Annotated in this window: 19 protein-coding genes; 12 read left to right on the forward strand and 7 right to left on the reverse strand. The window is 36.5% G+C overall.

The window, feature by feature from the left end; all coding sequences use genetic code 11:
• Positions 1–752 precede the first annotated feature (752 nt).
• From IEV50_RS17230 to IEV50_RS17245, 4 genes are all read left to right on the forward strand, one after another.
• Complete coding sequence (locus IEV50_RS17230) at positions 753–1,595, forward strand: SDR family oxidoreductase (RefSeq protein ID WP_188416730.1); 843 nt, start codon at positions 753–755, stop codon at positions 1,593–1,595.
• A gap of 13 nt (positions 1,596–1,608) precedes the next feature.
• Entirely contained in the window at positions 1,609–2,505 is an 897-nt protein-coding gene (locus IEV50_RS17235; protein ID WP_188416732.1) for an SDR family NAD(P)-dependent oxidoreductase, read from the forward strand.
• An 86-nt stretch (positions 2,506–2,591) separates the two neighbouring features.
• The gene (locus IEV50_RS17240; RefSeq protein WP_229746781.1) at positions 2,592–2,975 is read left to right on the forward strand and encodes an Atu4866 domain-containing protein; all 384 of its coding nucleotides are present in this window, start codon (positions 2,592–2,594) and stop codon (positions 2,973–2,975) included.
• Positions 2,976–2,985: 10 nt separating this feature from the next.
• Positions 2,986–3,900, forward strand: a complete 915-nt coding sequence (locus tag IEV50_RS17245) for a helix-turn-helix domain-containing protein (protein ID WP_188416734.1) — start codon at positions 2,986–2,988, stop codon at positions 3,898–3,900.
• 175 nt (positions 3,901–4,075) lie between these two features.
• Here the strand turns inward: IEV50_RS17245 and IEV50_RS17250 are convergent, their stop codons facing one another.
• The 3 genes from IEV50_RS17250 to IEV50_RS19965 all read right to left on the reverse strand — a co-directional run bounded on the left by IEV50_RS17250 (position 4,076) and on the right by IEV50_RS19965 (position 6,794).
• Positions 4,076–4,951: an alpha/beta hydrolase family protein gene (locus IEV50_RS17250; RefSeq protein WP_229746782.1), complete on the reverse strand. Its 876-nt coding sequence runs from the start codon at positions 4,949–4,951 to the stop codon at positions 4,076–4,078.
• 632 nt (positions 4,952–5,583) lie between these two features.
• A complete protein-coding gene (locus IEV50_RS17255) occupies positions 5,584–6,060 on the reverse strand; it encodes a hypothetical protein (RefSeq protein WP_188416738.1) in 477 nt (158 codons plus the stop codon).
• Positions 6,061–6,635: 575 nt separating this feature from the next.
• Positions 6,636–6,794: a winged helix-turn-helix domain-containing protein gene (locus tag IEV50_RS19965; RefSeq protein WP_188416740.1), complete on the reverse strand. Its 159-nt coding sequence runs from the start codon at positions 6,792–6,794 to the stop codon at positions 6,636–6,638.
• A 920-nt stretch (positions 6,795–7,714) separates the two neighbouring features.
• Between IEV50_RS19965 and IEV50_RS17265 the strand changes: the two genes are divergently transcribed.
• Positions 7,715–8,494, forward strand: a complete 780-nt coding sequence (locus tag IEV50_RS17265) for a hypothetical protein (protein ID WP_188416743.1) — start codon at positions 7,715–7,717, stop codon at positions 8,492–8,494.
• Positions 8,495–9,242: 748 nt separating this feature from the next.
• On the opposite strand, the gene IEV50_RS17270 is transcribed toward IEV50_RS17265, so the two are convergent.
• Together IEV50_RS17270 and IEV50_RS17275 are read right to left on the reverse strand one after the other, a co-directional pair.
• Positions 9,243–9,773, reverse strand: coding sequence for a hypothetical protein (locus tag IEV50_RS17270; protein WP_188416745.1), 531 nt, complete (start codon positions 9,771–9,773; stop codon positions 9,243–9,245).
• 419 nt (positions 9,774–10,192) lie between these two features.
• The gene (locus IEV50_RS17275; RefSeq protein ID WP_188416747.1) at positions 10,193–10,582 is read right to left on the reverse strand and encodes a LytR/AlgR family response regulator transcription factor; all 390 of its coding nucleotides are present in this window, start codon (positions 10,580–10,582) and stop codon (positions 10,193–10,195) included.
• A 405-nt stretch (positions 10,583–10,987) separates the two neighbouring features.
• On the opposite strand from IEV50_RS17275, the gene IEV50_RS17280 reads away from it, so the two are divergent.
• The 4 genes from IEV50_RS17280 to IEV50_RS17295 all read left to right on the forward strand — a co-directional run bounded on the left by IEV50_RS17280 (position 10,988) and on the right by IEV50_RS17295 (position 17,330).
• Positions 10,988–14,212: a chemotaxis protein CheB gene (locus tag IEV50_RS17280; RefSeq protein ID WP_188416749.1), complete on the forward strand. Its 3,225-nt coding sequence runs from the start codon at positions 10,988–10,990 to the stop codon at positions 14,210–14,212.
• 5 nt (positions 14,213–14,217) lie between these two features.
• A complete protein-coding gene (locus IEV50_RS17285; protein WP_188416751.1) occupies positions 14,218–14,601 on the forward strand; it encodes a response regulator in 384 nt (127 codons plus the stop codon).
• A 734-nt stretch (positions 14,602–15,335) separates the two neighbouring features.
• Positions 15,336–16,265 (forward strand): mechanosensitive ion channel family protein, encoded by a 930-nt coding sequence (locus tag IEV50_RS17290; RefSeq protein ID WP_229746783.1) that lies wholly within the window; start codon positions 15,336–15,338, stop codon positions 16,263–16,265.
• Positions 16,266–16,910: 645 nt separating this feature from the next.
• Positions 16,911–17,330: a hypothetical protein gene (locus tag IEV50_RS17295; protein ID WP_188416753.1), complete on the forward strand. Its 420-nt coding sequence runs from the start codon at positions 16,911–16,913 to the stop codon at positions 17,328–17,330.
• A 60-nt stretch (positions 17,331–17,390) separates the two neighbouring features.
• On the opposite strand, the gene IEV50_RS17300 is transcribed toward IEV50_RS17295, so the two are convergent.
• The gene (locus tag IEV50_RS17300) at positions 17,391–18,170 is read right to left on the reverse strand and encodes an SDR family NAD(P)-dependent oxidoreductase (RefSeq protein ID WP_188416756.1); all 780 of its coding nucleotides are present in this window, start codon (positions 18,168–18,170) and stop codon (positions 17,391–17,393) included.
• Positions 18,171–18,504: 334 nt separating this feature from the next.
• Between IEV50_RS17300 and nhaA the strand changes: the two genes are divergently transcribed.
• The 3 genes from nhaA to IEV50_RS17315 all read left to right on the forward strand — a co-directional run bounded on the left by nhaA (position 18,505) and on the right by IEV50_RS17315 (position 22,947).
• Positions 18,505–19,839 (forward strand): Na+/H+ antiporter NhaA, encoded by a 1,335-nt coding sequence (gene nhaA / locus IEV50_RS17305; protein WP_188416758.1) that lies wholly within the window; start codon positions 18,505–18,507, stop codon positions 19,837–19,839.
• Positions 19,840–19,843: 4 nt separating this feature from the next.
• Positions 19,844–21,175, forward strand: coding sequence for a TIGR00341 family protein (locus tag IEV50_RS17310; protein ID WP_188416759.1), 1,332 nt, complete (start codon positions 19,844–19,846; stop codon positions 21,173–21,175).
• 284 nt (positions 21,176–21,459) lie between these two features.
• Positions 21,460–22,947, forward strand: a complete 1,488-nt coding sequence (locus IEV50_RS17315) for a glycoside hydrolase family 32 protein (RefSeq protein ID WP_188416761.1) — start codon at positions 21,460–21,462, stop codon at positions 22,945–22,947.
• A gap of 50 nt (positions 22,948–22,997) precedes the next feature.
• Here IEV50_RS17315 and IEV50_RS17320 read toward each other — a convergent pair whose 3' ends face one another.
• Complete coding sequence (locus IEV50_RS17320; RefSeq protein ID WP_188416763.1) at positions 22,998–23,573, reverse strand: hypothetical protein; 576 nt, start codon at positions 23,571–23,573, stop codon at positions 22,998–23,000.
• Between the last annotated feature and the right edge of the window lie 12 nt (positions 23,574–23,585).

Here is a 23,585-nt window from a genome sequence, read left to right on the forward strand (position 1 = left end):
TCAAGGGGGTCAATTTGGATTGGCGCAAAGGGGTCTTTTTCCTTTGGCGAACCTTATCAAATTAACTCGGCTAAGGGGAACTTTTTAGATTGGCGAAGAGGGGTCAATTTGAAGCGGTTTATCCACTAAGGGCTAACAAAATATATATCTTTTTCATAACACATAAAAAAAGCCTTAAACTTATCTTATAGCATTTTTTATCTACTGCCCATAGCAAAATCTCGCAATTTTTCGCAATAGATGGTAGGCTAATAGTTGCTCTTCTGGATTCACGACGGTTTGATCCTTTAGTTATTTAAGGTGTTGATATTAAAATGTTAACGGTTGAGGCATTTTGACAACAGCAACGCTATGAACTAATTGAATAAGCTGTTGTGCATTTATGATAAATTAATTTTGAATTTCTTTAAACTTCGGGTGAAAACAAAGAAATTAAGGTATTGTATCATTGGATGCAGTAATTATAGATAGGATTCTCAGGCCTAGGCCTTGAAAGTATTTTGCCAAATTGATGTTGATTTAAAATTGACCTTTAAGCTATGGAATATTGGTTTTAATCCTCTTTCTAATTTTAGATTATAAAATATTTCTGCCCTAATATTGATTAAAATTTATTATTAGGTGACTATAGGTTATCGCAATAATGAAACAAACCCACGATTTAACTACATTATTGATTGATTCAGCTACACTGAAAATTTTGTATCAGGCCATATTTGTGTTATCAGTTTAAACAAATAAAATTAAAAAAAATGGACACAAAAAAAGTATGGTTTGTTACAGGAGCTTCCAGAGGGTTAGGGCTTACTTTAGTGAAAAAACTTTTAGCAAATGGTTACCGTGTAGCAGCGACATCCCGCAACCAACAATCATTAGTGCAAGAAGTAGGTAAAACATCTGATTTATTCCTTCCGCTTAAAATGGATTTAACAAACAATGAAAATGTAAAGGCAACAATTGATAAGTGTATACAGCATTTCGGCAAAATTGATGTTGTTGTGAATAATGCAGGCTTCGGATTAATTGGTACTTTGGAAGAATTGAGCGATAGTGAAGTAAGAGATAACTTTGAAGTAAATGTCTTTGGCTCACTCAATGTCATAAGAAATGCTGCTACATACTTACGTCAGCAGAAATCTGGATATATTTTCAACATCGCATCTATTGGTGGATATTCAGCAGGTTTTGCCGGTTTTGGAATATACTGTTCAACTAAATTTGCTGTGGCTGGATTCACAGAAGGACTAGCAGAGGAAATGAAAGAGTTCGGAGTTAATGTTTCTGTAGTTTATCCTGGATATTTCAGGACAAATTTCCTTTCAAGTGGATCAGTTAAAACTGCAGCTAAGCCAATAGCTTATTATAAAAGTGCAAGAGCTTCTGAGCAAGCACATCTTAAAGATATTGACGGTAACCAGCCAAATGATCCTGAGCGTGCTGCGGAAATTTTAATGGAGGTTAGTGAACTCTATGCCCCTCCTGTACATCTTTTTTTGGGAAAAGACGCCTATGCAGTAGCCAATCAAAAAATAGAACTTATACAACAAACCATGGCTGAATATAAGAATTTAGGTACTTCAACTGATATTAAATAAATAATTATAGAAAATGGAAATACAAAATCAATTAACAGTTCTCATCACAGGAGCTGGATCTGGAATGGGTTTGCATACAGCACAAACATTAGTACTAGCAGGCCATAAGGTTTATGCGGGAATACGTGATCCGAAGGGAAGAAATATCCATAAATCTACCAAACTACATGAATATGTAGAAAATTATGGTAAACATGTAGATATAGTAGACCTTGATATTCACCTCCAAGACTCTTGTGAAAAAGCTGCGCAAAAAATAATTGAAAATGAAGGGACAATAGATGTTGTTATTCATAATGCTGCCCATTTGTTTATAGGGTATTCTGAAGCTTTTACACCAGAGCAGATTGCGAGTTCAGTGAATACAAATGTTCTTGGTGCCCACAGACTTAACCGAGCCGTTTTGCCCTATATGAGAAAGCAAGCAGGTGGATTAATTTTATATGTGGGAAGTGGAATTACCAATGTTACCGCTCCATTTATGACTCCTTATGTTATTGGAAAAGCAGCTTTGGATGCTTTAGCAGAAAACACCGCTTATGAAATAAGTCAGTTTGGAGTAGAAACAACGATCTTGATGCCAGGGGTTTTCATGGATGGTACATCCCACTTTGAGACAGCAGAATTTCCAAAAGATCAATCTGTATTGAATGAGTATAATAGGTTGAAGGAAGATTATGAAAATTATGATGAAGGGTTAAAAAAATTGTTCAGATTCGGAGATGCGCCTATTCAAGGAGTTGCAGATAAAATCGTTGAGATTTTAGCAATGCCCAAAGGAATGCGTCCTTTAAGAGATACGATCGATTATTCAGACTGGTTGGCAGAACCAGGAAATGCCGTGAGAGAAACCTTAACAGAAAGAGCTTTCAAAATTATGGGTTATAGCCATCTTTTGACAGTTAAATAGCATCTATCTATTCGGGGTTGAAAATTATCAACTCCGAATATTCTGGTATTAATGAGAAAAATATGAGACTATTTATTATAACATCCATGATATTAATTGTCTGCTTTTGCCATCTTAATCAGATTAAGATAGACGAAGATATTGTAAAAAATGATGCGTTATGGATAGTACCAACAATGAGTCAATTACAAGAAAATAAAAGAAAAATGATCATGAAATTAACTATCGAAGAATCAAAAGAATATATCGGCATGTGGGTAACTAAAGACGGTTATATACGTCACGAATTATTGCCAAATAACAGATATGACGAAGCAAGAGGAAGTAAGATGAGTGCTTATCAAGGTAAATACAATGTAAGAGCAAACCACATTAATTATAAAGACGACACGGGATTCAATGCAGACGGTGAATTTAAGGACGGCATTTTGTATCATGCAGGTATGATATTATATAAAGAAAAGAATTAATTTAGTAACTATGAAACATACTTTTCGTTTTAATTCGATAGCAGAATTTCACGACTTTTGCAATCTTCCACATCCAGAACATCCTTTAATTAGCTTAATAGATTATAGTGAAGTTTCTTATCCTATTGATGATACTGAAATGAAGTGGATACAAGAATTTTATTCTGTTGGTTTAAAGCGGAATGTAAACGCCAAATTTAATTACGGACAACAGCAGTATGATTTTGACTCTGGCGTATTAACATTTGTATCTCCGCTTCAATTTTTGAGACTGGAAATAGACCCAGATGTAGTAGTAGAGCCTACTGGCTGGCTTTTATTGGTTCATCCTGATTTTTTATGGAATTCAGCTTTGGCTAAAAAAATAAAATCTTATGATTTTTTTCAATATTCTGCAAATGAGGCGCTATTTCTATCTGATCGAGAAGAACAAATTATTGTAAATATTCTTCAAAATATACAAAAAGAATATCAATCCAATATCGATAAATTTAGTCAGGAGATTATTATTGCCCAATTGGAGATGTTGCTTATTTATTCAGAAAGATTTTATGAACGTCAGTTTATTACCCGAAAAAAATCTAATTATGAATTGTTTGAACGTTTTGAAAAAATACTTTCAGACTATTTTTATGCTGGAAAATTATTGGAAAATGGAATTCCAACAGTATCTGGTATTGCCGAAAATCTAAATATCTCCCCTAACTATTTAGGAACACTTTTAAGGAGGCACACACAGCAGAATACCCAACAGCACATTCAACACAAAATAGTTGATTTTGCTAAAGAAAAGCTTAGTACAACGCAGCTATCCGTCAGTGAGATCGCCTACCTGTTAGGGTTTGAGCATCCGCAGTCGTTTGGTAAATTATTTAAACAGAAGACAGGTCAAACGCCTGTACAATTCAGGCAGTTGTTTAACTGACCTAGCACGTCAAATCATGAAATAGGATTTTATGTAGTTGGGTTCTCATTTTAAATTCAACAGTTTCGATTATCATTAAAAGAGAAAATATTAATCAGTTTATTGGATAGAACAAAATCATCTTTCTTATAAAACGCTCTCAACTATATCCTAAAACGCATTTAAATAATCGAACTCAAATTTTAAGCGTTTTAATCCATTGAATAGCGAAGTTAACCGGTTCTGGTGATTCTGCAGACGCTGTATTGTGCCCCAATTCAGGAAACAATTTGAATTCATAATACTTATTTTTTGCTTGAAGCACCCGAAGGCGTTCTATTGATAAACTTACAGGTGCCTGGATATCTTTAGCACCGAAAAGCCAAAGGCCGGGAATAGAAAGCTTAGAGAGGGCATCACGAGGATCGGTAGCCTTAAACGGATAGCGATCAGGATCATTATTAATGTGTTCCCGTACCTCAGCTTCAGTATGCATTTCCCAAAATTTAGCATTCCCCGCGGTATAAAATTGAAATCGTAACTGTTCGAGCGTATTCACCATTGGGCCGCTAAACAAAACTATAAAGTTAACTTTAGCATTTTTCTTCGCAGCCAACGGAATTACCCAGCCGGCCTGACTAAAACCCAATAAACCCAAAGGAACATGTTTGGTGGGCAAATGCACCGATAAGGCATTAAGTGCGGCGCTGGCATCTGAAGCCAATAGGTCGAGGTTAGCCGCATCAATATTATTGGTGCCAACTTCTGGTCCGGCATACACCCCTCCCGATTTTCCTACGCCACGTTTATCGTAAGTAAATACTGTGATGCCATTGCTCGCCAAAAGCGATGCCACGCCCACCATCCTGTTTTCCTGACCTGAGCCATGCACCAAAACAACAATTGCGTTGGAATGCCCCGGTTTAAAGAGGGTGCCTTCCAGCTCGGCTCCGGCACTCTTAAATTTAATATTTTCGGTGGTGAAGCGCTGCTGAGCGGTAAAATCGGGTGCATTTTGTGCATACAGCACGGTGCTGAAGCAACAGCATAAAATAAGTAAACAAGATTTCATTTTTTTTGATTTAAAGGATCTTAGCATGCCAGTTATAATTGTTTAATGGTAGGGCAAGATACTTTTACGGGAAAGGGTAAAAGGATAAATGTGATGGAATGATGGATAAATGTGATTAAAGCCGGGTTATGTGATGTATTTGCCAGCTGCTGGCTCGTTTTTCTTTTTTTTGCCAGAGAAATGAATAGCTGCCGGGCAACCACATTAAAAACGGGCAATTGCATTTCGTTAGGGATTATTGTTTATGAAATAGGCTGTTCAGTTTTTGGTGACCAGACTATTTAATGGCTGGCCACTTTCAACCTGCCTTTTATTACCCCGGGGCTACATTTAGCTAGCCCGAAGCTAGCTTTTACACCCTAAAAGCTACATCTTTCTACCTTTGAGCTACCTTTTGGTACCTTAAGGCTACATCTTTATACCTTTAAGCACCATCTTTCTAGTCCTGAGCTTATTCTTTCTACCTCAGAGCTACCTTTTAGTACCTCATAGGTACTAAAAGGTAGCTCTGAGGTACTTTTAAATAGCAATGGAGGCCGATTTTGTAAATTCGGTCTCCATGCCTAATCAATAGAAAACAATCTGAAATTTTAGAATTTTAAGGAATCCTTTCCTTTAAACTTTCGATTTTATTAAGGCGTAATGGGCTGTTTGGCACGTCCTGGAAAACGCTTTTTCAAATCATCATGCATTACCTGTGTGCCTGGGATATTTGAACGACTTGCGCCTTTTATGGAATGATAAATTACTAAAGACGCTTCGTAGGCTTCGCCACCGGCAACCATACTCATGTCTTCTAAGGCCCTCGAAATGGTATTTAACTGTTGAAAAAGGGCATAAACCTCGGCGGCTAATTTGTAATCTTTCCTGGCTTCGTTTAAGTCGATGTAATTCGGAACCAGCGCAGGGTTTTGTGTGGCATACTCTAATGTTTTGTTCACAAATGCCAGTGTTTTATCGCCCATCTTTAAGGTCGACATCCGCTCTTCTGCCGTTAAATTAATTTTAGAAATGGGCAGTAAAACGGTTTTTAACTTTTCAATTGCTGCTGAAATGGAAGCAGATTCTTCCGGGCTAATCTCAATAGAGATTTGGTTGCTTAAACTCATAATTTTGGTTTTTAATTGAAATATTTAGGTTAATTATCTTTTATATTTTTTATCAAAAAAACAAAACCATAGAACCTTTGCCGATAAGGGCAATGGATAAGGCTTTACGCTTTATTTTTTTTCAGCAAAATTTGGGATGATTAACCATAATAACCAAAGGGAAGGGCTGGCTAGGGCATGGTTTTTTATAGGGATAACTGGGGCTTAAATATATAAAAAATGATTGTAATTTAAATTTTTATAAGAAAGATTTTAAGCGGTGTGTCTTTTGCTATTCTGCTAATAACATCAGGTAGGTTTCTGTAAAAGTAAATCGCTGCGGACGCTAATAGCAAGAACAAGCCTCACCAGGTATGTTCATTCCAGATTCGCCGGGGTTATTTAATTACTATCATCATTTCATATTCTTATAATCTTTCGACAAATGAGAAATTTAAAACTTAGGTGCATTTGACATGATGGCATACAGGTCTATTTATGTTTTTGATAATTGAATGTGGCTAATTTCCTTATCCAGTCTGTGTATTTCACTAAAAGTGGTTCTTCATCACTTTTAGTGAAAGTATATTAAATAATTACACTTTGTATACTAAGCCGACTTTCTCCAGCAAATTATAGACCTGCGCTTTCTGATATTCCAGTCCGTAATCCATTTTGATCCATTGTACTAGTAAAGGTCCCGTCCATTTCTCTGATTTAAAACCATATTTTTCGGGTCTCTCTTTTAGTACCAATGTTTTGATCCTTGGCAGCTATTCATTTGATAACGCACTACGCCTTCCACGCCTTTTGCATTTGTATGCTGCTTATTTTGGACCTATTCCTGCCAAAATCATTTTGAAATTAAACGCTTCAAAGATGAAGTAAGAAATGAAATTATTTTAAATAAAAAAGATACCCAAACTGTGATGAAGGATTAAGCAGGAAAATTCAAACAATTTTTTCTAAGGGATTCACCTTCAAACTCAATACGGTATGAGTAAAAAACTATCCGGTCGAGAATAGCGATTACAATAAACGCAACTATTCACTTCCCAATAAATAAATATTAAATTGTAATAGTATTGCACCGCAATTTAGTTTGGCGGTAATGAAATCAAAAAACTACAGATATTTATTTGTAAGCTTACAGAGTCTCCCTAATAACATTAACTAATAAAATATTTTTTATGATTTATAACTGTATCTTGGCAAGCTAATAAGTAATAATTTAAACAATGAAAAACAAAATTAATCTCTCTTTTGCTTTTCTTCTTGTGCTGCTGTCGGGTTGTGCAAAAGAAATAGTAAAGCAGAACCCCAACTACTAGATCAAATCATTATCGATGGAGATTCCATAAAGAAAGATTAGGACAATGGTTTTTGCGGAGTACAGAATTGGGCAAACATAAATTAGTTAATGGGTAGTGGATTTGGGAATCTTTAGAGCATGTTGATAAATCAGAAGAGCTTAGAGGAACTGTGATCGGCGGCACCCTTGAAATCAAATTGCAAGCCTATGCCTCAAAAGGGAAATTGGTAGCGGGGATTTATCTGGATTATTATCTTAATATGTATGTCGTATGCAAATATGTACCTATTGGTCCTTTACAAACTCAGGATTTTACGAATGTGGCATTTTGGACTGTTGATAATTAGTTTAAATTGAAAATCTATGAAAACTGCGTTTATCTATTTTGTCTTCATCGTAGGGATATGCCCATTATTCTTTTCTTTAATTGCCCCCAGAAAAGAGAGTATAATAGTTGTCGATATTAAGAGCAAAATTGAATTGGTGCGTATGCCCGATGGAGAATTAATGAATTTTGATACACAGTACCAACTTTTGTTCCTTGACAGCTTAAATATTGTTAAGGAAGTTGTTACCAGAAATACACTACAAAATAAAATACAAGGAAGAGCTGATTTGCAAGGAGATACTGCGCTTAAAACGGACACTCTTTACAAATACTTCCTTTTTAAAAGATTTAAAAAGTCTGGAATTTTAATTGATTCGTTACGCACAAAAACTAGCCAAATATTTTCAGTAGACTCGTTAATAAAATTAAAAGGCTGGGACAGGGCGGAGACTTATAATGTGGACAACCTCAAGTTGAATGAAGTCGTGAAAAATAATCATTTGGGCTGGACCGTCTCAGAAAAATACAGTAATCCAAGTAAGAATTTAAAAGATGAAAATGAGCCTGATTCGGTTTACCTATTTTTTGACAGAACATTAAATAATGTACCTTTCTCATTTTCACACAAGATTGATAAAGATAAGAAGGCTAAACTTTCAAAAATTATATTGGTCTTTAATCCCAAGAAGACTGAGGGATTTGATAGAACTATCCCTAGAAGAGAATTTTCTTTTGAAATTGTTAAAGTCCAACTAAAAGATCGTAGACAGGTTATTGATCTGTTCGAAATTCTTAGAGGAAGTAAACTGAAATAATGCTATTGTTGCGAAAAAATTGTCTCGCCTATCTTTAATTTAATTAAATATAGGATGAGACAATTTGAAATACGCAGAATCTCCTGCAAAGAAGGCTAGATTAATCCTAGTTTTTCTTTCAGTTATTATTCCTGTATTTTTCTTAAGCAATTAACATTTTACCAATAAAATCTTAAGGTGTTTGATAGTAATAGCATTGATTAACAGCATCTGGTGGTGATGAATTATTAATGTTGATAAGTACGGGATTTCTTTCAATTCTTGTAACCAATTGATAAACATACTTTTAGAAATGGGTGGTTTCCGCCTGTTAATCAGAGAAGTGGCTGGTTCGAACTTAGTATAATGTGTATGATAATCAATTAGTTATACCCAATCATTCCGAGGGAGGCTTTTTATTTGCGCAAAATTTTCACGTTTGAAGTTTTACTTATTTTCTTTCAGGCAAATGGCTTTAATTTAGAAAGTCACAAGAGTTATTTAGATTTTAACTTTTAATTGTTGCAAAGAAATTAATAAGCAATTTGCACGGATTTTATTGACGGTTATACCTGCAAAAGCACTAACGTTCCTAAATTAGAATATGAATGATACAGTTGATTATAGACCATACTTTTTAGAACAAAGCATCAGGGGATACATTTATTATTGCCTTCTCAAAGTTTCTTTAAAAAGAATGGCGAGAAAGTTTTCTCGGCTTAATGAACTCGGTAAAAATAAAGTTGATGCATTTCGTTAATCATATAAGTTATTCCACATCTGAAATATATTTAATCAGATTGCCACTACGCATTATCGTTAATTTTGCTGAAAACGATTCATCAATTTCAATAAAATTTCGTAATATTCGTCCACCTTCATTTTCAAAAGGTTGCATTTCTATCACTTTGCCATCCCTTTTCAGCCATAACTTTAACCTCAAGGCTATTTCATCATTTATAAAGATGGCTAAGTTATTATCATTAATTAGTTCAATTCTTAGGTTGGAAATGCCATCGAAACGCTCAGCAAAAGTGACTAATGATTTAGTAGAATCATAGTTCTCTGTGAGTGAATGACCAATTACCTCAAAAATTTTTTCTGTGTATATAGAATCGATATTAACTTTAACCTTACCGTAATTGCCCTTCATGGATATGATAATTATCGCTGGATCTTGCTCGTTCCTATGAATAAATATTTCGTTATCGATCGAGCAGTATAGTTCGGGGAAAGCATTTTTAATAATTTCACAGAGCTGCTCGCCTGAAAGATTTCTGGAATTTATAAATGTTTTCATAAGTATATGAAATTATCTAGTAATATACCTTAAAAAAACTGCTTAAATAGCATCAATTCAATTAATTTTTAAAGCATTCGAATTTAATGAAGATATAGTTTGGGATGAATTCCCCCCCCCCAAAAAAATCGTTACACACAAAATTTAATTTTAGATACCGTTCACATTGTTTAAGGTGGAAATCGGTGCATATCTCCAAACATCAAAAGCAGCACACTTGAAAAATAAAGCTACTTCTTGTGCGTATTTTAAATTTATGGGTTCTTTGATAAAATACATTAATGCTGATATAATGATTCTGCACGTTAATGAGAATAGCGTAGATGAAATATTTAGAAAGCAAATCAGGCTTTTCTATATTATTAATGTACGAAATTTTGCCTGAATTAACTTTAAAACCCTCGAAAAATTATTTTAAATCAAATTTTTGAATTTAACGGTGATCGGATAGCTCTATTGACAGTTAAGAGAAATTTTGAAAAATCTAGTGGCTTCAGTAAAAAACTATCACCTTCGACACTAAAAGCAGCTAGTGCATGTTCAGAATATCCGGTTACGAAGAATATAAAATTTACATGAGCCCTAAGAGCCACAGCTACATCTAATCCAGATATTTCCATTTTAATGTCAAGAAAAAGAAAATCTATTTTTTCTTGCTTTTTAATCTCATGAACAGCAACCAATGGGTTCAGGTAACTTTCAGTGAGTTTCAACTTTGGTATCATTGCGATATAATCACTCAATATCTCAATTGAAATGGGATCATTATCTACAATTGCACACCTATATTTTTTTTCTGACAATTTCATCTTTTACAACACTAGAACAATAAAAATAGTTTGAGTTAAAACATCTAGGAGTGTCTTAAAGCCAATGAATGGAGATAAGATAGAAATGAATTTACTAAATAAATCGTTTCTATTTTATCTCCCCCTTGGAAACTTAACGGGTAAATTGACCAGAAAACAATGATGGATATCCCAGCACGTCTTCGATGTTATATCAGAAAAGCTTAAATCAATACTTTGGGATTGACTTAATAATTCTTTGCAGAAACTGTGTCACGATAGGATATCAGCAAAGAAATAAGAATGCATCAAAAGCGAATATTTACTAAATTGAATCTGCCATGTATTAATCAGTAAAAAGGAATTAATAACTTAATAAGATTACATTTGATAGAAATCCATTAGGTATTTCAAATACGGAAAGTCATGGCTAAAATTAATGAAAAACAGTACATTATAGCCATTGGTGCGTCTGCCGGTGGGTTGGAAGCAATTTCGGCTTTTTTTGATTATACGCCGCTTGATGCGGTATCTTACATCATCATACAGCATCTGTCGTCAGATTTTAAAAGCCACATGGCCAACATATTAGCGCCCCATAGTAAGTTGCGGGTAATAGAGGCCGTCGAAAATGTGACGATAAAACCCAATACAGTTTATCTTATTCCAAGTTCTAAATTTATGACCGTGGAAGATGGACGACTATTATTATCGGATAAAGCAGATCAGTCCCGGCCTTATATGACCATTGATTATTTTTTTGCCTCCCTTGCTAAGGAGCGTGGGGATAAGGCGATAGGCATAATTCTCTCCGGAACCGGCAATGATGGCTCGAAAGGTATTTTAAATATTAAGGAAGCTGGAGGTATAGTTCTCGTTCAAGATCCAGATACGGCGAGCTTTAATGGAATGCCAATGGCTGCGCTAGCTACGGGTTGCTCAGATTTGATTCTATCTCCACAGGCTATGCCACAGGTGATAGAAGATTACGTAAAAGACGGAATGCTCGAATTGCTTGCTGATGGAAGGCCAGATGTTATCAGTGAGGCTGAACTCTCAAAGATATTTGATTTGATCAAAGGAAATTTGCCGCTTGATTTTTCAGACTACAAAAGGCCCACTATTATCAGAAGAATCAAAAGGAGGATGGTTGAACATAACTTTAGCAAGATTGATCTATACCTTGATTTTCTAAAAAGCCACGCTAATGAGGTAAAGATACTAGCCAATGATTTTCTAATTAGTGTAACCGCCTTTTTCCGGGATCCGGAAGCATTTAAGATGATTGAGGAAAAGATAATTCCCGATATGATAAACAGCAACAATACAAATGTGCTAAAAATATGGGTGGCTGGATGCGCTACCGGGGAAGAGGCATATACCCTTGCAATGTTGACAAAAGAATACTCGGTTGAGCACTCCAGCGATATTGAAATTAAGATATTCGCAACGGATATTAATAAAGCTGCTCTGGATACTGCATCTAAGGGTATTTATGATGTCACTATTGAGCAAACTGTTTCAAAGAAAAGACTAGAACGATTTTTCACATGGGATGGTAAGAACTACAGAATAAAATCGGATATCAGAAAAATGCTAATCTTTGCGCAGCACGATCTTGTTAAAAACCCTCCATATTGTAATATAGATCTGATCAGCTGCCGGAACCTGCTCATTTATTTGAATGTCAGCTTACAAAAAAAGGTATTAGGCATGATGCACTTCGGGTTAAAAAAAGGTGGATACTTATTTCTAGGGCCGAGTGAAAATGCAGCAATCCTAAGAGAAGACTTTGATGAGATTAGTGCAAAATGGAATGTTCTGCAAAGCAATAAGGCCGGGCGGGCGGTTAAGTTCGATACCTTTTCATCTCATGTCATTGAGGGCGCGAAAACAACAACAATTGAGGTAAGTAAAAAAAGTGTTGTTCCAATTTCCAAATCAGCACTTGCTGATCAGATAAACAACGCTGTCTTTAAGGCATCAGGTTTTAACGGTGTTTGCACGGATGAAGATCTAACGGTCATTCAATCCTTTGGAGATACAACACCCTACCTCAAGAGCATAAATTTTAACCACAATCTTAACCAGCTGTTGCCCGAAACGATTTCTATTGCATTTAGAGCCGCTGCCCATAAGGCTTTAAAAATGGATGAAAAAGTGGTATTGAACAAAATCATTATCCCAAGCAAGGGCAGGTTTAAAGCTAAAACTGTCAATATTTTTATAACTCCATTTTTTATTGAAAAGTCTGAGGCAAGGTTACTTATAGTTGAGTTTAGCGAAAAGATATCAAAAATGGAAGAAAAAAATATCATCAATGTAGATGATATCAATGAGGTAACAAAGGAACACGTGATCAGTCTGGAACATGAAAACGCGGAATTAAAACAAAATCTCTCTGTTGCACATGAAAGCATAGCTTCTTCAAACGAAAATATGCAGTCATATAATGAAGAGTTGCAGTCTGCGAATGAAGAAATGCAGTCTGCGAATGAAGAAATGCAAAGTACGAACGAAGAGCTTCAATCTGTAAACGAGGAGCTCCAAACGATCAATAAAGACCATCATATGACCATTGATGAGCTAACGGATCTGAATGATGATTTAAACAACTATTTTCGAAGTAATACTAATGGACAGTTATTCGTTGACCAGGACCTGTTGCTCAAAAGATATTCCCCAGGCGCGGTAAAGCATATCAATATCCGCGAGGGCGATATCGGACGCCCGTTGAGCAATATAACCACGAACATAAAGCTTGAGACATTGATCCAAGATATCAAGGATGTTATAAATGATGAAAAGCCAGTTACCAGGGAAGTGGAATCCAGAGATGGAAAAATTTATCAGGTGATGACGATGCCCTATCTTAAAAGAAACAGCAAGAAGGCCAATGGCGCAATCGTGAGTTTTTACGATATAACCGCATTAAAGATACTAGTCGATGAGCTGGACAAGAGCAATCAGAGTTTCCGAAGGATAAATGAAGACCTAAACAATTTCGTATATGGTGCTTCGCATGACCTCAATGCGCCCATATTGAATATTGAAACGCTAATGGGGATGCTGAATAAGAAAATTGGTATTGATAACCCTGATGTAGTTAAGCTTTCGGGAATGATGAACCATTCATTAAACAATTTTAAAGAAGTAATCAAAGAGTTAGGTAAGGTTGGCACGCTTGAATCTGAGTCGATGGATGAGACTGGGAAAGAAGATTTTATCAGTATATTTAAGGGTATTGAGGATGCAATCTCTGAGCGGATCAAAAAAGCCGAGGCGACCATTACAACGGATTTTCAGGAAGATAGTATCCGGTTTCCAAAAAAGAATTTGCGAAGTATATTGCTTAACCTGATTACTAATGCCATAAAATTTAGCTTCCCGAACCGAAAGCCAATTATACATATTGAAACAAAAAAAGTTGACGGTTTTATTTTGTTGATAGTAACAGATAATGGAATTGGCATCAAACGAGAGCGGCTAAACTTTGTTTTTAAAATGTACCATAGAATAAATGAAGATATAGAAGGTCAGGGTATTGGCCTGTTTTTGTTACAAAAAATCATAAACGCATCAGGCGGCAAGATAGAGGTTGAAAGCGAGGTAGATAAGGGAAGCACCTTTAAGATATATTTTAAAGCTTAAAACAGATGGATAAAGTGAAACGGATACTAATTTTTGATGATGACCAGAGCATATCAGACATCATGAAACTCGTGATGGAGGAAAAGGGTTGGGAGGTTCTAAGTCTTAGTCAATGCAATGACGCGGTTTTTCAAATTAGGGCTTATCAGCCAAAAATCATTATGATGGACAATAACATACCGGACTATGGTGGGGTCTTTGCCGCTAAGGATATTAAACAGCAGATTGACCTTAGGCATATCCCCCTTATCTATTTTACTGGGCATTATGACATTAAAATGCTTTCAGAAGAGGCTGGTGCTGATGCCTATCTTTCCAAGCCCTTTGACCTGGATCAACTCGATGAGTTGATAGAGTCTTTAAGTCCCCAAGACAGAAAAGGGATCTAATTTAAGCTTGGTTTCTTAAATTTAATGAAAAGATAGTTGGACAAACCAATCTAATTGACCTCTTTCCGCCGAATTAATAACAATCAGACAATCAAAAATTTACAATAATTTATGGGGGTCAATCTCCTTTGGTTTATCCAATTTGCTGGCTTTGTGGTCAGCATCGCACTGACCAGTTTGTTCATTTTATCGAATTCTGTTTTCATATCCAGCTCGTCTGCAATCTGTTTTGCTTTATCCCGAAAGCTGTTAAGACCTTCCTCTCCCTTATTGCTTGTTTTGCTCATCAACACATTAACCCCTAAGTTTCATAATTAGTATTTATATAAACAATTTGCCCTATCTGATGTTAAAATATTAAGTAATTTTAAGAATCGTTAGAATATTAGGTTCATTTATCGCTCAGCTATCAATAGCACACCTATTATTATGCATAAAAAACTTACCCAATTACAGTCCAAGGCCATCTGCCAAAATGATATTTCCTCTTCCTGGCTTTGCCTATCTGATTTAACAATTGTATATGCTGGACAGTATGCTTTGATATCATTGTTTATCTTCAGCAGGGAATTATTGAACAACCATTACAATGGTGCAATATTCCTGAGCGTTTTATGTTTATGGGTGCTACGGATGGCCGATTTCCCCTATAGAATTTCTGAACTTGGAGGTGTACGCCTGATCGTGCAGATGGGAAAACACACTAAAATTTTAACAAAAAAAAATAAAAAAATATGGATATTGACTTAAATAAAGCTTACAACCTCATTAGTTCTAAACTAACCTTGTGGCTCAGGGAATTCATCAGATTGTTACCAAACATTGCCCTTGCCGCCTTCATATTAGTGGTTGGCTTTTTTATAGCAAAATACATCAGAAAATTTATTCATAAAATGATTAAGCGAGTAATTCATAATGAAACGCTCGACAGTCTCTTTAGCTCACTTATCTATATCTTTCTTTTAGGTATCATCATCTTTATCGCCTTGAGTGTTCTTCAACTGGATAAGGCAGTAACTTCAATTTTGGCAGGCGCAGGGATCTTAGGATTAGCCCTGGCATTCGCTTTTCAGGATATAGCGGCAAATTTCATGTCTGGTATTTTCTTGTCTATCAGGAAACCATTAAAGCTTGGAGATGTGGTTAAAATTAAGGAATACATGGGTACTGTCGAAGAAATTAACTTAAGGGATACTGTGATAAAAACATATCAGGGGCAAATGGTTATCATGCCCAATAAGGATGTTTTCCAGAATCCTATAGAAAATTACACTTTACTTGGTAAGAGACGCGTTGACCTGGTTGTTGGCGTATCTTATGGAGACGATTTGGATAAGGTTAAGTTAATTACATTGGAAGCAGTTAAGGATATCCCCGGATTAGCTGAAGATGAATCCATAACAATGTTCTATACCGATTTTGCAGACAGTTCGATCAATTATGTTATTCGCTTATGGATAAATATATCTGAAAAAGTTAATTTTCTTGAAGTTAAAAGTCAGGCTATTATGAAAATAAAAAAGGCATATGATGCGAATGATATCATGATACCGTTCCCAATCCGAACGATGGATTTTGGTATAAAAGGAGGGATACCCTTTTCTGAGGCTTATAGTTCGCAGGTAAAAAAACCCATAATCCCTGATGAAAAGACATTAGATTAGAAAGTTCTTGCTCAAATAGTGTTTTGTAGTTTTTTCAATATCAAACTTCTGTTTGTTGCGTACTTGTTGCCGGATATGCTATCGGCTTTTTTATCATTGCCGCCTCTGGTCTTTCACGTTTACCTATAATTAAACCTATGTTATTTGTTAATTCTTAATCTGGATGTGAAACCAATTCGCCTGGATGCCCAAAAAGTATATGCTATGAGTAGCAGGAGTAATAAAAGCAGTGTAAGTATAACGGCTGTATAAAAGAGGAGCAATAAATGGAATGACTTTACCCTCCTGCGCAGGTTATCATTCTCTTTTTTTTGATGATGCTAATGGTTTGTTTCATACCCTTAATTTTGAATCATATAGCCAAAACCATTCCTGTAAAGTTATAATTATGTAAGGTTTTGATAATCAATTTATTGTTTGTGTTTTTTTTAGCAACTGAAAATTTTTTATTATGGAGTGGTTATTTTCAAGATGACTGTATTCATTATGTTGGACTTATATTGAACTTACGGTTGATAATCTAAGAAAGGATAAAAAGATGAAGCAATCCCAATGCCATTAAGTTAAGGGATTTGAAAGATACTCACAGTTAAAGAACCGGGATAATTCCGGTTCTTTAAGCCTTCGAAAACTAAAAACTGTGGGATGAATGCAAACTTAGAAATCATTTCAGATTTAAAGACCTTTATTACATTGTCGGCTACACAGCCGGATTTAAAAGGGCAAAAGGTTGCTACCATTATGCAGGATTTCTATATCACATTCTTTCCGTCTAACCTACAGGAAATCATAGCCAAACAATGCGAAAATCAACTGATCAGTATTAATAAAAATAGAAAGCATAATTATAAAATCAATCGTAATATCGCCTTTGGAATGATGAAAAACAGAATTGTAGAAGTGTTCATGGTCTGCAATCCTGAAAAGATTTTACAGCACTTGGAAGATTTATTTATACAACATATTGAACCTGTCAGGCTCGGACGGAAATATGCTCATCAGCGAGTAACTGTCAAAGCAAGAAGCAAATACCAAGCGCTAACTAATTATAAAAGGGCTTTATAGTGGTTAGAATTGACGCTAAACAACTGTTGGTTAAAGATTATTTTATGATAAAACTTTAATCTATCGAGATCCTTGCGCCCGGTTCAAATGCAAGCCTCCGTCTATTATTTGAGTTGTGCCCGTAATGTAACTGGCATCATCCGAAGCAAAAAAAACAGCGGCTTTTGCAACATCTAATGGCGTTCCTGATATTTTTGCAGGAATACGTTGCTCTAAATCCTTGCGATAGTCGGTATCGTCAACTGCCTTTTGGTTCATTCTGGTAAGAATCATGCCCGGAGCTATGTTATTGACCGTTATTTGCTTATCGGCGAGCTCCATTGCTAATGAACGACTAAGTCCTCGAACGCCTGATTTAGAGGCACAATAATCTGTTTTTCCGGGACTTACAACATCTTCATGAATGGATGTGATATTAATAATGCGCCCATGGCCGCCCTGTTGAAGCCTATGTAAAACAAACTTTTTACAGCAAAGAAAAGTGCCGAATAGATTTATTCTCACAGTATTCTCAAATTCTTCAAAACTAAGTTGATGAATATATTTGTCGACACTTCTAACACCGGCACTATTCACCAATATATCTATATTCGGAAAATGCTCAAGGGCTGTATTGTACAAACTCTCAACAGATTCAGGATTACTTACATCGGATTGAACAATAATGCCCTTGCGTCCGGTTTGTTTGACCTTGGCTAAGGTAGCTTGAGCTGCCGCTTCGTCATTCAAATAAGTAATAATAATGTCGGCACCGTTAAGGGCAAATTCAGCAGCAATACTCTGTCCTATTCCAGATTCGCCTCCAGTAACCAAAGCGGTTTTATTAATAAGTGTTGTCATATAACGAATATAAGTTTACGCGACTAATATAACGTTATCAATAATAACGGCACTCAACAAGTAGCAGTTTCGGCAATAAACGGCTACTTGAAAATGTTATTTAGCTTAACTTAATGACATTGGAGGCAATCCCCCTTTGCATATTCATGGGCTAGGAGCGGCTAAGCTCTCAGGCTACTTATCAGTTAAGTTATATCTTCCAAGCTGATTAAAATGAATAACAGGATAGCCAAGTTTTCCAGTGCAAGTACCTGTTTTATTACTTGGTTTGGGAAGATTAATCAGGGTTAAATAGTATTTTTGTAGCTTTAATAATTGAAGAAAAATCCTTTAAATGAATAGCCTTCCAAAAAGCCCGATAGAAAAAATAATAGCCCCAGTTAGTCGTTTTGTTCATCTGGAATATACTAGTGGAATCGTTTTACTCATTAGCGTGGTCATAGCGATTATATGGGCAAATTCAGATTTTGGGGAATCTTATCATCATTTATGGGAAATGCATTTTAAAGTTGGTATCGGTGAGCATCTGCTTGATAAACCTTTGCACACCTGGATCAATGATGGGCTGATGGCACTCTTTTTTTTCGTCATTGGTCTAGAGCTCAAACGCGAATTTATGGAAGGCGAGCTTTCGACTTTTTCAAAGGCCCTGCTGCCTATGACTGCGGCACTCGGTGGAATGCTTGTTCCTGCAGGAATCTATTACTTCATTAACCAGGGTACGGGCGCTGAACACGGCTGGGGTATTCCGATGGCTACTGATATTGCATTTGCATTAGCCCTGCTATCAATGGCAGGCAAACACATTCCGGGCAGCATCAAGGTTTTCCTATCGGCACTGGCTGTAGCTGATGACCTGGGTGCAGTACTGGTAATTGCCTTTTTTTATACCGGGCAGGTAAACTTTGTCGCTCTTGGCATTGCCGGACTATTTTTGCTGATTCTAATCGTTGGTAATGCAATGGGAATAAGAAACAGCGCATTTTACCTCATTGTAGGTATTGCCGTGTGGATTGGGTTTATGCTTTCTGGTGTTCACGCCACCCTCGCTGGGGTACTGGTGGCCTTTACCATACCGGCAAGGACACGTATAGATGAAGAGGTCTATTCCAATTCCCTTCGTAAGTTGACTGATGATTTCGATCGTGAGATACCAAGCAACAGTACCCTTACCACGCCAGACCAGCACCTGACCATACAAAAAGTGAAACATTTAAGCCTCGCGGCGGAAACTCCCCTTCAAAAGATTGAGCATGCCCTGCATCCCTATGTGGCCTTTCTCATCATGCCACTATTTGCACTAGCCAACTCCGGGATCATCATTGGTGCTGATTTTTTCTCTGCTATTGTAAATCCAGTTTCAATAGGAGTAGCAGCAGGTTTGGTTGTGGGCAAATTTACAGGCATATTGCTGTTTTGTTTTGTGATGGTCAAACTGGGTATTGCCAAATTGCCTGATGGTGGAACCTGGATGCATATGACAGGGGTCGCATTGCTTGCAGGGATAGGCTTTACCATGTCCCTCTTTATTAGCGGACTTGCTTTTTCTAATCCTGAATATGTGGAACAGGCCAAGTATGGGATATTAATTGCCTCTGTAATAGCAGGCATATTTGGAATACTGGTGCTAAGAGGAACCGGCTCAAATCAAATTAACTCAAAGAAATAACGGTATGAGAGATAAAGAATCAGGACTAAGCAGTTATATTAGATTATTTTTTCAGCACAGGTTTAACCTGCACCTGGACAAGGCCAACGAGGAAGAGGTTGTGGCGGCCATCAAAACCAATACGATCTTTGTTGGGTCAAGTCTCTGGACCCTGATATTTGCCATATTCATTGCCTCCATTGGACTAAACGTAAACTCTACCGCGGTAATAATCGGTGCCATGCTTATCTCCCCCTTGATGGGGCCAATCATTGGCGTTGGGCTGGGTATAGGAACCAACGATCTGGCTTTGGTAAGGAAGGGCGGACGAAACCTATTGATTGCCGCAATAATCAGTATTGCCACCTCCACTTTGTATTTTTATATTACGCCCCTGCATGATGCCCAGAGTGAACTTCTGGCAAGGACAACTCCCTCAATATGGGATGTGTTTATCGCATTTTTCGGCGGCCTGGCAGGCGCAATAGCGGTGACGAGAAAAGAGAAAAGCAATGTAATTCCAGGGGTTGCCATTGCTACCGCACTAATGCCCCCATTGTGTACTGCTGGCTTTGGACTTGCCGCGGGTAACCTATTGTTTTTTGCCGGCGCAATGTATCTATTTTTTATCAACAGCCTGTTCATTTGTATTTCCACCTATCTGATCGTTCGTTTCCTGAAATTTAACAAAAAACATTTTGAGGACAAAAATACAGAGAAAAGGGTGTCAAAGTATATCCTCATTACCGTATTGCTAACCATTCTACCCAGCATTTATCTCGCTTACGGCATTGTGCAGAAAAGTATCTTTGAGAACAGTGCACAGCGCTTTGTTCGTGAGGAATTTAATTTTAGCAATACTCAGGTTGTTAATAAAAGTTTCAGGTACTCCAGGAAATCCAAAGAGATAGACTTACTTCTGATCGGTGCAGAGCTGACGAAAACGGCCATTGATAGCATACAATCCAAATTGTCTGCATACAAACTGCAGGGTACCCGACTGATCATTCGCCAGGGACTGGATGCCCGGGCAAATGTAGATTTCTCGCAAATCAAGGCCAGTATCATGGAGGATGTTTTTAACCGGGATTCCCTGGCAATAAAAAAAATAGCTGGGACTAAGAATGAAAGCGGATTTCCTGAAATCCGCGAAGAAATCAAGAGCCTGTTTCCGGCCATAAAGAGCTATAGTGTCGCCAAGACTATTTTTATGAATACCGATACCCTTAAAAAGGATACCGTTCTTCAGTTTACCGCTATCCTCAATAGTAAAATGCCGTCATCGGAGAAAAGCAGAATGGAAAAATGGCTTAGGGCAAGGCTAAGCGCTGATAAGCTTAAAATCGTTTTGGAATAGTGGGAAAACCAGAACAGATTGTCCCCTCTTACCAGAAATAAATATGCTATAAAGTTTTGCTTTTCATTGTATTAGCAATTTGGTTGGTAGGCATCAAATGCATTTAGAGCATGTTTAACTTATATTGTGAAAATGTTTATCGTTTATTTTTTGAGCGGAATAAGGCAAATGTTGCAGAGATAACCAGCATATCTCGAAATATTTAACGATTTTGCAGCCGAAAAGTAGCATATACAAATTATTAGATAAATTTTAAACAGGCTCTTATCCTTTAAAATTATAATATGAATAATATAAGATTGATTCTAGTGGTGTTTTTAGGATTACAAATTAGTAACCTGTCTGCGCAAGACTTTAGGCCAAAATTTCATTTTTCGCCTAAAGCACATTGGATGAACGATCCTAATGGAATGATTTACCACAATGGTGTTTATCATTTATTCTATCAGTATTATCCAAACAGCACAAAGTGGGGGCCAATGCATTGGGGTCATGCTACAAGCAAGGATTTATTTCAATGGCAGGAAAAATCAATAGCGCTTTATCCTGATAGTTTGGGAATGATTTTCTCTGGAAGTGCAGTGCTCGATGAAAATAATACCGCCGGCTTTGGAAAAAATGCAATGGTAGCAATTTTCACACATCATAACTCAGAAATTGAAAAAGCTAAAACGGGCTTACATGAATACCAAAGCATTGCCTATAGTACTGATGAAGGTGAAAGCTGGAAAAAATATAAAGGAAATCCAGTGCTGCCAAACCCTGGAATTACAGATTTTAGAGATCCTAAAGTAATGTGGTTTGAAAAAGGAAAGAAGTGGGTTATGACCCTTGCCACTAAAGATAGGGTTACCTTTTATTCTTCGCCTGATTTGAAAGATTGGAAAAAAGAAAGTGACTTTGGGAACAATCTTGGCGCTCATGGTGGTGTTTGGGAATGTCCTGATCTTTTTCCTTTAACTTACAATGGCGAAACCAAGTGGATACTTATGGTTAGTATAAATCCGGGTGGTCCAAATGGAGGCTCAGCAACTCAATATTTTACCGGAAGTTTTGATGGAACAACTTTTTTGCCAGATTCTAAAAAAGAAAAATGGGTTGATTACGGAACCGATAACTATGCGGGTGTAACGTGGTCTAATACCGGCAAGCGAAAAATTTTTATCGGCTGGATGAACAACTGGCAATATGCAGATCTGGTTCCTACAAAGGAGTGGAGGGGAGCGACTACATTGCCTCGCGAACTGGGTTTAAATAAAATTAACAATGAATTCTATTTAACATCTATTCCTGTAAAAGAAATTACACCTTTACTTACGCCTATCGGAAAGAAAAAATCTTTATCTTTTGATAAAAAAATTAATCTGTCAGAAACGGTTAAACAACTGAATGGATGTTTTAAACTCAGTTTAACTTTTGATGCTTCTGAAAGCTTCTCTATTAACCTCGGAAACAATAAAGGTGAAAAACTGATGGTTGGTTATGATAGCAAATTAAATAGCTACTATATCGATAGAACTGAAGCAGGTATTTCAAATTTTGAAAAAGGCTTCGCTAAAAAGCACTCTGCGCCACGAATTTCCAATTCGCAAACTGGTAAATTGGATTTAATATTAGATGCCGCATCAATAGAAGTTTTTGCAGATGAAGGAATAACCAGCATCACAGATACATTCTTCCCTACATCGCCAATAAATAAATTAGAAATTAGTAAAAGCGGTATTAAGCCGATAACAGATATCGCATTATCAAGCATATCATTACGTAAGTGATAAAAATTTAAATTGGTTTAATACTTTTCATCGGCTTTCAAAATGTATAGCTAATCAGCTGCATAAACCGCTGTAAATTTTGAAAGCCCTACACTTAAATAACTTAAGTACTCTAAAGAGAGAATTAAAGCGCCAGAAAGGTAAGGCTCGTAACTTTTTGGTTTTACAATTTGAAGGATATTTCTTTTTTTAAAGTAGTGATCTTCGCAAAAAAGATTGAACAGATCGAATCGGCTTTCGAGGTTGTTCATCGCTAAAATAAATGCTGCAGTTTCGCCAGTAGGTATAAAACAATTGCATTTTGTATCACAAACACCTCCAAATTCAGTGAAATTCTTATCTAAATTTTTATTTTTTATTAAGAAAACATCAAGCATTTGTGGTCTGATGTGTGGTGCCAAACTTAATAATAAAACAATCCTTTCGGCAATACTGGTTTGGTCTCGCTTAATTACTTCTGCATAAAAAGATTCATCTTTAGTGATATCAGGAGGTGGAATATCGTAAATGCTTTGGTAGGGAGCTTCCTGCTCAAAATACAATTTTATGCTGGTATCAATAACTTTTGAAAGCCAGTCTAACTCACGAGTTAAAGCATGAGCATTTTTTTTAATGATGCCTTTCATGAAAACTTATTT

The organism is Pedobacter mendelii, from assembly GCF_014635725.1.
Taxonomy (GTDB): domain Bacteria; phylum Bacteroidota; class Bacteroidia; order Sphingobacteriales; family Sphingobacteriaceae; genus Pedobacter; species Pedobacter mendelii.